General features: G+C 64.1%; 10 protein-coding genes. 3 read left to right on the forward strand and 7 right to left on the reverse strand.

The features are described from left to right. Nucleotides 1–9: 9 nt before the first annotated feature. The 4 genes from mutL to M1D97_RS11380 form a co-directional block, all read right to left on the reverse strand. Nucleotides 10–1,995: a DNA mismatch repair endonuclease MutL gene (gene mutL / locus M1D97_RS11365; RefSeq protein ID WP_456267838.1), complete on the reverse strand. Its 1,986-nt coding sequence runs from the start codon at nt 1,993–1,995 to the stop codon at nt 10–12. A gap of 34 nt (nt 1,996–2,029) precedes the next feature. After that, nucleotides 2,030–3,484: an N-acetylmuramoyl-L-alanine amidase gene (locus tag M1D97_RS11370; RefSeq protein WP_456270216.1), complete on the reverse strand. Its 1,455-nt coding sequence runs from the start codon at nt 3,482–3,484 to the stop codon at nt 2,030–2,032. A gap of 70 nt (nt 3,485–3,554) precedes the next feature. Beyond that, nucleotides 3,555–4,040: a tRNA (adenosine(37)-N6)-threonylcarbamoyltransferase complex ATPase subunit type 1 TsaE gene (gene tsaE, locus M1D97_RS11375; protein ID WP_456267839.1), complete on the reverse strand. Its 486-nt coding sequence runs from the start codon at nt 4,038–4,040 to the stop codon at nt 3,555–3,557. Between the two features lie 68 nt (nt 4,041–4,108). Continuing rightward, complete coding sequence (locus M1D97_RS11380; RefSeq protein WP_456267840.1) at nt 4,109–5,608, reverse strand: NAD(P)H-hydrate dehydratase; 1,500 nt, start codon at nt 5,606–5,608, stop codon at nt 4,109–4,111. Between the two features lie 350 nt (nt 5,609–5,958). On the opposite strand from M1D97_RS11380, the gene queG reads away from it, so the two are divergent. Then, a complete protein-coding gene (gene queG, locus M1D97_RS11385; protein WP_456270217.1) occupies nt 5,959–7,071 on the forward strand; it encodes a tRNA epoxyqueuosine(34) reductase QueG in 1,113 nt (370 codons plus the stop codon). A gap of 10 nt (nt 7,072–7,081) precedes the next feature. Here the strand turns inward: queG and orn are convergent, their stop codons facing one another. Further along, nucleotides 7,082–7,627 (reverse strand): oligoribonuclease, encoded by a 546-nt coding sequence (orn, locus tag M1D97_RS11390; protein ID WP_456267841.1) that lies wholly within the window; start codon nt 7,625–7,627, stop codon nt 7,082–7,084. Nucleotides 7,628–7,781: 154 nt separating this feature from the next. Here orn and rsgA point away from each other — a divergent pair, with 154 nt between their 5' ends. Then, nucleotides 7,782–8,798, forward strand: a complete 1,017-nt coding sequence (gene rsgA / locus M1D97_RS11395) for a small ribosomal subunit biogenesis GTPase RsgA (protein ID WP_456267842.1) — start codon at nt 7,782–7,784, stop codon at nt 8,796–8,798. Nucleotides 8,799–8,853: 55 nt separating this feature from the next. Here the strand turns inward: rsgA and M1D97_RS11400 are convergent, their stop codons facing one another. Both M1D97_RS11400 and M1D97_RS11405 read right to left on the reverse strand, forming a co-directional pair. Beyond that, nucleotides 8,854–10,173: an IS4 family transposase gene (locus M1D97_RS11400; RefSeq protein WP_456267629.1), complete on the reverse strand. Its 1,320-nt coding sequence runs from the start codon at nt 10,171–10,173 to the stop codon at nt 8,854–8,856. A 126-nt stretch (nt 10,174–10,299) separates the two neighbouring features. Further along, on the reverse strand, nt 10,300–11,628 hold the full coding sequence (locus M1D97_RS11405) for an NCS2 family permease (RefSeq protein WP_456267843.1): 1,329 nt from the start codon (nt 11,626–11,628) through the stop codon (nt 10,300–10,302). Between the two features lie 186 nt (nt 11,629–11,814). Between M1D97_RS11405 and M1D97_RS11410 the strand changes: the two genes are divergently transcribed. Beyond that, a complete protein-coding gene (locus M1D97_RS11410; RefSeq protein ID WP_456267844.1) occupies nt 11,815–12,642 on the forward strand; it encodes a sulfurtransferase in 828 nt (275 codons plus the stop codon). The last annotated feature ends 13 nt before the right edge of the window (nt 12,643–12,655 follow it).

The raw sequence follows: 12,655 nt of genomic DNA on the forward strand, positions 1-12,655 counted from the left end.
ACGCTCACCCTACTGGCCCCGCAGGAAAAGGCGATCAAGGTCACGCATCGACATTTCCGTCCAGGTGGGTCGGCCGTGATTGCACTGTCCGCTGCGTTCGGTGCGCTCCATGTCCCGCAGCAGCGCATTCATCTCCTCGATTTCCAGTCGTCGGTTGGCACGCACGCTGCCATGACAGGCCATGGTCGAGAGCAGATCGAAAAGATGATCACTGACCACCCGGCTGCGGCCGTAGCGCTCGAGCTCTTCCAGCATTTCGCGCACCAGCGTCTCGACGTTGCCGCTTTTCAAAAGGGCCGGCACCTCCCGGATCAACAGCGTTTCGGGGCCGGCGGCTGCCAGCGCCACTCCCATCGCCGCAATCGTTGCCTGCTCGCGCTCGGCCAGCTCGACCTGCGCCTCACTGACCGACATGGAGACCGGCACCAAAAGCGGCTGCGTATCGATCCCCTCGCCCAGATACTGCGCCTTCATGCGCTCATAGGTGATGCGTTCATGAGCGGCGTGCATGTCCACGACCACCATGCCGCGCTCGGTCTGCGACAAAATGTAGACGCCGTGCAGCTGCGCCACGGCGTAGCCCAGCGGCGGTGCGCGGGTGGCATCGACCGCCGGCCCGGCCGGCGCCTCGCTGGTCGATGCCGGACCGGGCGTTGATGATGACGCCGCCGCAGACGCTGCCTGGCGGTTATTGCCCTCAGGGTCGGTCGCACGGGAGGTTAGAAGCCGCTCTTCATGATCCGGATGCAGCGCGCGATAGCCGGCCATGAACTCCCGGACCTGCTGCTCCCCCGGCCGACTGCCGCGAGACGGCGCGCCCTGCGGCCGGCCACTACCGGCACCATCGCCTCCCTGTTCGCCGGTGGCGTCACCAAGCGCCATGCGCTGCTGGTCGAATGATGGCGCGGCCGGCGGCGCAGCAGCGGTGTCATCAAACGCCGCCTCGCCGGTCGTCTGTCCCTGCGGCCGCACCTCCGCCAGCGCCCGATGCAGGCTCGAAAACAGAAAGTCATGGACCAGCCGGCCGTCGCGAAAGCGCACCTCGTGCTTGGTGGGGTGCACGTTGACATCCACACCGTGGGCATCGAGCGCCAGATAGAGCACGAAGACCGGATGACGGCCGTGAAAGAGCACATCACGATAGGCCTGACGCACGGCGTGTGCCACCAGTCGATCACGGATGACACGGCCGTTGACGAAGAAATACTGCTGATCGGCCTGGCTGCGGGTGTGTGACGGCAGCCCCACCCACCCCTTCAGCGCCAGGCCGGTGGCGGCCATATCGACGTGAATGGCGTTATCCAGAAAGCTGCGCCCCAGCAGCTGGGCGATGCGTTTTTCCATCGCGGCCTGGCTGTGACCGCCCGTCAGCTGATGGACGGTCTTCTGGTTGTGGCGCAGCACCAGATCGATGTCCTGACGCGACAGGGCCAGCCGACGAAAGGCCTCCTCGACATGATTGAACTCGGTCTTTTCGGTGCGCAGGAACTTGCGTCGCGCCGGCGTGTTGAAAAAGAGATCACGCACCGTCACGGTCGTGCCACGCGGGTGTGGCGCCGGTGACAGCCGCGGCGACATCTCGCGGCCTTCTGCCACCACCCGCCAGCCGTTGACCGGATCATCGCTGGTGTTGGAATAGAGCTCGAGTCTCGAGACCGCGCTGGTGGCCGCCAGTGCCTCGCCACGAAATCCCAGACTTGCCACCCCCTCGAGATCATCCAGCGACATGATCTTGCTGGTGGCATGACGCGATAGCGCCAGCCCCAGATCATCGTGCTCGATGCCGCTGCCGTTATCGCGCACCCGGATCAGGCGACTGCCGCCGGACTCCAGCTCGATCTCGATGCGCGAACTGCCGGCATCGATGGCGTTTTCGACCAGCTCCTTGACGACCGATGAGGGGCGCTCGACCACCTCGCCGGCCGCGATCTGGTTGGCCAGACGCGGAGCCAGCGCCTGAATGCGACGGGCGTCGGTGACGGCTGTCTGATTCATTCATGCCCTCCTTGGGTCATCGACGACTGCGCCATCAGGGGATATTGAGCACCTGCCCCAGGCGCAGCACGTCGGTATCCAGATTGTTCGCCCGGCGCAGCGCCGCCAGTGAGACATTGTTGCGCGCCGCGATGCCCGAAAGCGTATCGCCGGGCTGAACCCGATACTCGTTGGACGCCCCGCCGCGATTCTGGTCACGCTGCCAGGCCAGCAGACTATCGGGCGGCGGACTGCGCGAGAAGTGCTGCCGGATGCCCTGGGCGATGGCATCGGCCAGCTTCTCCTGATGCGATGGCGTCTTGAGAAGCCGCTCCTCGGTGGGATTGGTCAAAAAGCCGGTCTCCACCAGCAGCGATGGAATGTCCGGCGACTTGAGAACCACAAAGCCCGCCTGCTCGACGCGCGAGTGGAACAGCTTGTTGAAATTCGAAACCCGACCGAGCACGTCGGTACCGGCCGACAGCGAGTCATTGACGGTGGCCGTCATGCTCAGATCCAGCAGCACCCCGCGCAGTACCTGATCCTTGTCATCAAGGCTGAGATCGCCATCGACACCGCCGATCAGGTCAGCGCGGTTTTCACTCTGGGCCAGCCAGCGGGCGCGCTCGGATGTGGCACCGTGCTGGGAGAGCGCATAGACCGAGGTGCCACGGGGGGCACTGGACCCGCCTGCATCGGCATGCACCGACACAAAGAAATCGGCGTGATGCTCACGGGCAATTCGCGTACGGCCACGAAGCGGTATAAAGGTGTCATCATCACGTGTCAGATAGGCCTTGAAGCCCTGCATGGCATCCAGCCTTGCCTTGACCCGCTTGCCGATCTGCAGCACCACGCTCTTTTCGTGGGTGCCGCCGGGGCCGGTGGCACCGGGATCCTTGCCGCCATGGCCGGGGTCCACTACCACGATAATATCGCGTCTCGGATGCGGTCTGGCCGCCTGTTTCGACGCCGCCGTGGGTTCATTGCTGACCTGCGGCGTTTCGGGGGTGCGGTTGCCGGCCAGTCGACTGCGGGCCGCGCGCTCCTGCTGCTGAATCATGGCGGTAATGGGGTCGTCATCGCCGGAGGCGTCACTGCCGCCGCCCGCCTCCGGCGCCAGATCGACCACCAGGCGATAGCCATGGCCACCCCCCGGCGGCAGCTTGAAGGCATTGGGCGTCGCCCTGCGATCGAGCTCCACGACGACACGCAGGTCGCTGCCCTCGCGCACCCCGGAGCGAACGTCCCTGACCATGCCGCGTCCGTCGACGGCACTGCCCAGGTTCGCGTTCAGGGTGGTATTGGCCAGGTCGATGACCAGGCGATCCGGACGCTCCAGCGTGAAGACGTCGGCATCGGTCTCGCTTGAAAGGTCAAAGACCAGCCGCGTGCCGTCACTGTCGGTCCACTGCCGCAGCCCCTCGAGCTGCGTGGCCTGAGCGGCGCCGGCCATGACGGTCAACGCCATCATGGCAAAAAGGGTTACAAGAGCTGCCGGAAACTTCATCACTGCCTTATCACTGTATTGATGTTCGTGGCGACTGTCTCGGGCAGGCCCGGCACAACATTTGATGCCATCATGACAACGCCCGTGACGACATCGCCAATCGTTGCAGGGCCTGTTCCCCGTGTTCGCTGCCGGCCTCCAGCACCAGACGTCGTCCCTGCTGGATCAGCGACAGTGTCATGACAACATCGGCAGCCGGCAGCCAGCCTTCACCGCGTACCGGCCACTCAACGAGCGTCAGCGCCTCATCGGTCAGCATTTCCCGGGCGCCCAGAAACTCGAGCTCCTCCGGATCTCCCAGACGATAGAGATCGAAGTGATAGACCCGCCCCTTCTCGAGATCATAGGGCTCCACCAGGGTGTAGGTCGGGCTCTTGACCGCCCCATCATGGCCCAGAGCCCGCAGCACACCGCGGGCCAGGGTGGTCTTGCCGGCGCCCAGCTCGCCGTTGAGATAGACGATGCCGCGCCAGGACAGCGCCTCGGCCAGCCGGCCACCGATGGCCACCTGGGCGGTTTCATCGCCGGCGTCCAGGGTTAAGGTTGTCTTGCACACGTTGTTCCACTCTGACCTGATAAGCGACCTTGCCGGTATCGGCAGGCCGTCATGTCAATGACATTCTTTCATTTGTCGGGATTAGCCCGACGGCGCGCGTAGCATGCCAGATCGCTTGCCAGCAGGCCACGCTCGCCATGGTCAGCCGCCGCGTCATCCGCAGCCAGACCATGCATCAAAACGCCACTGGCAGCAGCCTCCAGGGGCGAAAGCCCCTGCACCAGCAGCGCGGCGATCATGCCGCCCAGCACGTCGCCCATGCCGCCGGAAGCCATGCCGGGGTTGCCAAAGGGGCTGATAAAGCAGTCATCAGGGCCTTCACCGCCGACGACCAGCGTCCCGGCACCCTTGAGCACGATAACGCCGCCGTAGCGACGGTGCAGGGCCAGCGCGGCCTGATAGCGATCCTTTTGCACCTCGGCGACACTGCATGCCAGCAGCATGGCGGCCTCCCCCGGGTGCGGGGTCAGAATCCAGTCATCACGACGCTCGCCGGCGTAGCCTGCCGCCAGCAGATGCAGACCGTCGGCATCCACCAGTCGGGGCCCGGCAGCATTCATGACCGTCTGCATCAGCCCCTGCCCCCAGGCGCCCTGCCCCAGTCCCGGGCCGATCAATACGGCCGTGGCCCTGTCGACCAGGTCTTCGATATCCAGACCGTTGCGCGCTTCCCGTACCATCATTTCCGGGCAGCGCGTCAGCGCCGGCGGAATGTGGACGCTCGCCGTTGCCAGACTGACCAGACCGGCCCCCAGTCGCGCCGCCGTCTCGGCGCTCATGATGGTCGAACCGCCAAAGCCGGGCTGGCCGCCCACCACCAGCAGGTGACCGCAGTCCCCCTTGTGGGTGGTGGGGCGCCGCCGGGGCAATGTCTTTTGAAGCCGTTCGGCCACAAGCAGCTCGCCCACATGATCACTCTCGGCCAGCGTGGACTCGGCGACGCTCAGGGGCGCCAGCACGATCTCGCCGGTCACGTCCGGCGCCTGGCCGGTATATAGCCCGAACTTGCGCGCAATAAACGTGACCGTCAGCGCCGCGTTGACCGCTTCTCCCAGCAGCGCCCCGGTATCGGCATTCAGCCCCGAGGGAATATCCAGTGCCACCACCGGCCGCGACGCGGCATTGATGCGCGCGATGGCCGCATCGAACGGCGAGCGTATTTCGCCCCGGGTGCCGGTGCCCAGCAGCGCATCGACAATCACATCGGTGTCGGCCGGGATCTCGTTATCCGGCTGCCACGCATCGATGCGCACGCCGCTGTCGCGGGCCAGACGCACGGCGTCGCCGGCTTCACCCTGCAGCTGCTCCGGCGGGCGCAGCGCCACGAGCTGCACCTCAAGGCCCCGGCGGTGTGCCAGCGCTGCTACCACATAACCGTCTCCAGCATTGTTGCCGCTACCGCACATGACATACAGGCGTCGCGCTTCGGGCCAGCGCGTGACGATCTCGTCGAGCGCCGCGTGACCGGCCTGCATCATCAGGGCAAACCCCGGCACGCCCTGTTCAATGGTGCGTTGATCCAGGGCCTGGACCTGCCGGGCGCTGTAAAGTCGTGCGTTCGCCATCATGGCCTTGCTCCCTTGAAACCATCCATGTCATTGATTTGTATCGAGTCAGCCGCGGGGCATATTAAGCGGCAGGGGTGGACAGGCCATGTTGTGACCCCATTCTCCCCGGCGGGTTCCACTCCCGGGGAAGCCATCATGATCACGGCGAGCCGCTGCCTTTGGCCCCGAGCGCCTGCGCTGTCATAATACCCGTTCATATCGTGCCCATCCCTGCGGCCGCCAACGCGGCCCGTAATACCGAGCCCCGGGGCTCGAATACCATGACCACAGCTTCCCCGAATACCGACCGACCCGACGACGTCAGTGATCCAGCGTCTGCCGGCGCGTCCCACGCCCCTGATCCTGCCGGGATGGCAGAAAAACTGCGGCACTGGGCACGCGAGCTGGGCTTTCAGCAGCTGGGCATTACCGATACCGACCTCGAGGCGCACGAGGCCTGGCTGAACCAGTGGCTCGAGGCGGGGTATCACGGCGACATGGACTACATGGCACGCCACGGGACCAAGCGTACGCGCCCGGCCGAGCTGGAACCCGGCACCCTGCGCATCATCAGCGTGCGCATGGACTACCTGCCGCCCGAAATCGAGAGCACGCGCGTGCTGGGCCAGCCCGAGCGCGCCTATGTGGCACGTTACGCGCTCGGGCGCGACTACCACAAGCTGATCCGCAAGCGTCTGACCCAGCTGGCGCAAAAGCTGCAGGGCGAGATCGGCGAGTTCGGCTTTCGCGCCTTCGTGGACTCGGCCCCCGTCATGGAGCGGGCGCTGGCGCAAAAGGCCGGCATCGGCTGGTTCGGCAAGAATGCGATGATCCTCAACCCGAAAGCGGGGTCGCTGTTCTTTCTGGGCGAGCTCTATACCGACCTGCCCCTGCCGGTGGACGCCCCCTTCGAGAGCGATCACTGCGGCAAATGCACGCGCTGTCAGACCTGGTGTCCGACCGGGGCCATCGTGGACGACAAGGTGATCGATGCCCGCCGCTGCATCTCCTATCTCACCATCGAAAAACACGGCTCCATCCCGCTGGCGTTTCGTCGCGCCATGGGCAACCGCGTTTTCGGCTGTGACGACTGTCAGCTGGTCTGTCCCTTTACCCGCTTCACGCGCGCCACACGAGAGCCGGACTTCGCCCCGCGCCATGCGCTGGACCGTGCCCGGCTGGTCGATCTTTTCAACTGGAGCGAGCCCGAGTTTCTCGAGCACACCCAGGGCAGCGCCATCCGACGGCTGGGCTACGAGCGCTGGCTGCGCAATCTGGCCGTGGGGCTGGGCAATGCCCCCTTCAGCGAGGAGATCGTCTCGGCGCTGCGGGCACGGCTGGCCTGGCCCAGCGATACGGTGCGGGAACACGTGCGCTGGGCACTACAGGAGCAGACTCAAAAGCGCGACGGAGAACAGGACGTCCCGCCAGCGCCGCTGGTCGAGGCAGGCTACAACGACATCATCGCGCGTCAACCTGTCTGAGCAGGCGTCGTTACAGCGCCAGCAGATGGGCGCGGTAGTGGCGCAGCTCCTCGATGGAGTCGCGGATATCATCGAGCGCCAGATGGGTGCCCTTTTTGGTGAGACCTTCCAGTGCCGACGGCTTCCAGCGTCGTGCCAGCTCCTTGAGCGTCGAGACATCCAGATTGCGGTAGTGAAAAAAGGCTTCCAGCGCCTGCATCTCGTGCTGCATGAAGCGCCGGTCCTGATGGACGCTGTTACCGCACATGGGCGAGGCGCCCCTGTCGACATGCTGCTCCAGAAAGCGCAGCGTCGCCTCTTCGGCCTCCTGCGTGGAGACCGGGCTCTGGCGCACCCGCTCGGTCAGTCCCGTATTGCCGTGGGTGCGGGTGTTCCAGTCATCCATCAGCGCAAGCTGCTCATCGCTCTGATGGATGGCCATGACCGGGCCTTCGGCGATGATATTGAGCTGACTGTCGGTGACGATGGTAGCGATCTCGATAATGCGATCCCGCGCCGGATCCAGACCGGTCATTTCGAGATCGATCCAGATCAGGCGTTCGTTTTGAGTACTCATGACACTTTCCGGATAGACTTGAAGAAATATCTCTCACGGCGCACCACCGGCGGCCGGGATGAAACACGAATGCCCTCAAGCGTACAATTGCGCGACGTTTTCCACCAGCCGGGGTCGACTCCGGTGCGCGAGTCCACGACAGTCCGGGAGTGTCATGAGTCAACGCAAGCTATCCCGCCAGCAGCGCTGGCGCGTCGAGAAGGTCCAGGCCGAGCGTGCCCGACGCGCCGACAAGCGCGAACGGATCGATCAGCGCCAGCTGGCGGATGGTGAATACGGCTCCGAGCAGATCGGACGCGTCGTGGCCCATTTCGGCCGCAACATGGAGGTGGAGGATACCGATGGCGTGCGCCATTTGTGTCATCTGCGCGCCAATCTCGACACCCTGGTCACCGGCGATCGGGTCAGCTGGCGCGAGGCGAGCGATGGCACCGGCGTGGTCGAGGCGCGCCTTGAGCGGTCCTCGACGCTGGAACGCCCTGACGCCCGCGGCCGGCTCAAGAGCGTGGCGGCCAATATCGATCGCATCATGATCGTGTTTGCCGTGGAGCCCGAGCCCCACCCGTTTCTGATCGACCGCTATCTGGTCGCCGCCGAAGCCACCGGCATTGCCCCGGCGCTGGTGCTCAACAAGATCGACCTGCTCGATGAGCACCACGCACTGCATGCGCTGGCCGATCGCTACCGCGCGCTGGGCTATCCGGTCATCGGCGCCACCACCCGGGATGAGGTCGGTCTCGAGGATCTGATCACCGCCATGGACGACACCACCGCGGTGTTTGTCGGTCAGAGCGGCGTGGGCAAGTCGTCCCTGATCGATGCGCTGCTGCCCGATGAGTCGCTCGCCGTCGGCGCGCTCTCCGTGGACAGCCGCAAGGGACGCCACACCACCACCACGGCGCGGCTCTATCATTTCCGTCAGGGCAGCGGCGCCCTGATCGACTCCCCCGGCATCCGCGAGTTCGGCCTGGGTCACCTTGACGAATCACAGGTCGAAAACGGCTTTATCGAGTTTCGTCCGTATCTGGGACACTGCCGCTTTCGCGACTGTCGCCATCGCCATGAGCCCGGCTGTGCCATTCTCGAGGCGGCCGAGCGCGGCGAGATTTCTCCCGACCGGCTGGAGAGCTTCCGGCGCATCGTTCACGAGCTCAACACCCCGCCCCGGTAATCCCTTCAAGCGCTGAGCGAACACAAAAAAGGGCCGCCCTCGGGCGTAATGCCAGTCAGTTAGTGCTGACTGGCTTTTTCCTGACCGGATATTTCTGCGGTCGTGCCCGCACCGCTCGCGGGTACGATCTTTCTCGTCGATCGGGCAGTACAAAGGCCGGCGCCATCTCCGTGATCGACTGGACCACCGCCGGCACCCGACCCGACGATACCGCCGGCAGCATCGATAACTCCTTGATAATAAAGCTGGCCGCCTGGTGAAAGCTCAGCTGGTTGGGGTGAATGTTGTCCAGACTGTAAGCCATTCGCGCCATCTGAAAACGGATCAGGTTGTAGGCGAGCAGCGTGCCCCACAGCTCCTGACGCACCATCTCCGGTGTACGGCTGCGCAACGTAAGCCGATTGTCCAGCAGCGACTGCTTCATTTCCCGATATCCCAGCTCGATTTCCCAGCGGTAGCTGTAAAGATCCACGATGTCGGCGGCCGGAAAACGCATCGTTTCCGTCATCGAGGTCAATACCGCCACCTCCTTGCCCCGAACCTTGCGGCGCAGCAGGCGCGCCTCGAACGAGACCGGTAAATCCGGCCATTTGGCACGCGCCTGTGGCGAAGTGGTCAGCCGAACGAGACGGTCCTGGCGCCCCAGCGAGCGAATCTCCTCGTAGTGAGTTCCCTTGCGTAACGGAATCAGCCAGTGGCGCTGCTCGCCGGCCTGCTGCCAGGCATGCAAAAGGCCCAGTGAATAAAAGCCGCGGTCAAACAGCGTGAGCGAGTGATCCGGTGTGCCGGCGATCAGGTCTTCCGTCAGGGCCACTTCGCCGGTCGCGACACTGTCGAACGCGGCCCCCGTGATCAGGTGGCTGGTCACCTCCATCTGGCACACCATGCGTACCTGCGGGTAGCCGGCCTCACGCTGCGCATTACGCGTGCGCGCGAAGGCGGTCTGGTTGTCGGGAGAGTCCGGCGTTCGCCAGACCACGCCGTCCACGGCAAGCAGGCTGAGTCCGCACCAGTGAGGCTGAGGCGTTTGAGCATGCCACAGGGCCTGAGTCTGCTCGAAAACATGTCTGACTGCGTCACTACCCAGGCGCTGACGCGCCTGTACCACGGCGCTGGGGGCCACGAATGGACGCTTGCCCGGCAGGACGATATCAAGCTGGTTAACCACCTGCGCCATGGGGATATGGCGAAACAGGGCCATGCCGACAATCGACCAGACGACCAGATCCAGCGGCAGTCGCCGCTTGCGAAGGGTCGCCACGCCGGCCTGCTCCAGACAGGTGTCGATGAGCTCGGGGGAAAGGACGTCCGCCAAACTTGAAAAGCTGCCGGGCCTTACCCGGTTGATGGCATCGATGGCCTGACTGAAATGCATAAAAAAGTCCGGTATCAGCAAGTTACTGATACCGGACTATCGCATCGTCAGCCGGTGGGGGAAAACCTTAACTGACTGGCATTACGCCCTCGGGCGGCCCTTTTGATGCGTGATGCCGCAAGCCCCCTACTCCTGAAACAGCAGCAAAAGCGACAGCGCGGCCAGAATCCACATGGTCGGGCGAATCTCGTGACGCTTGCCCACCCCTGCCTTGACCACCACAAAGGCCAGAAAGCCAAAGACCACACCGTGAGTGATCGAGTAGGTCAGCGGAATCAAGATCATGGCGATAAAGGCCGGAATGGCGTCATCGAACTCGTACCAGTTGATATGGCGAATCGGGTCGAGCATGAATACGCCCACCATGATCAACGCGGGCGCCGTGGCGATCGAGGGCACCAGTGACAGAAGCGGTGACAGAAACAGAAACGGCAGAAAGAGCAGCGCCGCCGTCACCGCCACCAGTCCGGAGCGCCCGCCCTGGCTGATGCCGGCGGCCGACTCCACATAGGCGTTGGCCGGGCTGGTGCCCAGCGGTGCAGAGATCACCGCCGACATGGCATCGACCATCATGGACTGGCGAATGTTGCGCGGCTCGCCGTTGCGGTCCAGCAGCTTGCCGGCCTGACACACGCCCATGAAGGTCGACAGCGCATCAAAAAACGTGGTGAACAGCACCACAAAGATGAACGGCCAGTAGGCAATATTGAGCGCCCCGATCAGATCCAGCTGCCCCACGGCGCTGAAATCCGGTAGCGCAAAGATGCCATTGAAATTGACCAGCGTCGTCGTGCCCGCGGGCGAAAAGGCGCTGGCATCGCCCCAGAGCCGGCCGATGGCCGTGGCCATCATCGTGGTCGCAATGATGCCGATGATCAGCGCACCCGGCATGTTGCGTGCCACTAAAACGGCCGTAATGGCCAGGCCGATCAGAAAGGTCACAAGCGTTGGTGTCATCTCGCCCAGCCCCACCACGGTGGCCGGATTACTGACCAGAAAGCCCGCGTTGACCAGCCCGATCACCGTGATGAAAAGCCCAATGCCGCAGGAGATGGCATAGCGCAGCTGCGCCGGAATGGCATCGATGATGTAGCGGCGCACGTTGAGCACGGCCAGTACGGCAAAGAGAATGCCCGCCCAGAACACACACCCCAGCGCCGTCTGCCACGGGATGCCCGCCCCGACGACCATGGTGTAGGTAAAGAGCGCGTTGATGCCCATGCCCGGCGCCACCAGGATCGGGTTGCGCGCATAAAGCCCCATCATCAGGCTGCCGAAAAAGCTGACCAGCACGGTCGCGGTCAGGGCACTGGCGAAGGGAATGCCGGCCGCATTCATGATGGTCGGGTTGACCACGATGATGTACATGGCGGCCAGAAAGGTGGCGATGCCGGCCAGGATATCGCGACGGACACTGCTGCCCTGACTTGTTATTTTAAAGAATGATTCGAGCACGCTGACTCTCCACTTGCACTATTGTCCATCCTGATGTCTGTTGATTATCGATAGGCCATTGCAGGTGATGTGGTTCAAACACGACTGTTCCTGAAGACCGGCATTGCCACCGTTCGCGAGGTGCCATCGAGTATGCAATGCTTGGGCCCATGTTAACCCGCTGGCGTCGCCAAAAGGAGAGTGAGGATGTCACAGGATGAGGCAGGATTTCCCCGCATCATTGAGCCCCGAACGCTGTCGGAACACCTTGAAGCCCCCGATCTCTTGATCATCGATGTTCCCGCCAACGCGCAAAGCTACCGTGACGGCCATGTGCCGGGGGCAGTTTTCCTTGACCATCGCCGCCTTTTGTCGGGCCAGTCACCGGTCGCCAACGACGTGCCCGATGAAGCGGCGCTGTCGACGCTGTTTTCCGAACTCGGCCTGACACCGCATACCCACGTCGTTCTTTATGACGACGAAGGCGGCGGCTGGGCGGGCCGGCTGGCCTGGACGCTGACCCTGCTGGGACATGACCGGTGGTCCTATCTCAACGGCGGCATTCATGCCTGGCGGGGAGACAACCTGCCCGTCACGACTGAAGAAACCGTGCCCGCGCCCTCGCGTTTCGAGGCCCGGATCGAACGTCCGGAGCTGATCATCCGTCGCGACGAGCTTCTCGAGCGCCTCGAGGACCCGGGCCTTGCCATCTGGGATGCGCGCAGCCCCGATGAATACGACGGCCTCAAGGGCAACAATCAGCGGCTGGGCCACATCCCCGGCGCGGTCAACCTGGAGTGGACCAGCACCATGGACAGGAACCAGCAGCTGCGCCTGCGCGATCTATCGGAACTGGTGGGCGAGCTGGTCGCCATGGGCATCGATGCACAAAGCGAGATTGTCACCCACTGTCAGAGCCATCACCGCAGCGGCCTGACCTGGATGATCGGTCACGCGCTGGGCTACAACATCCGCGCCTACCCCGGCTCATGGCAGGAGTGGGGCAACCGGGACGACACACCCATCGAGACCTGATGCCCCGCCCCTG

It is taken from the genome of Kushneria sp. AK178 (assembly GCF_053903105.1).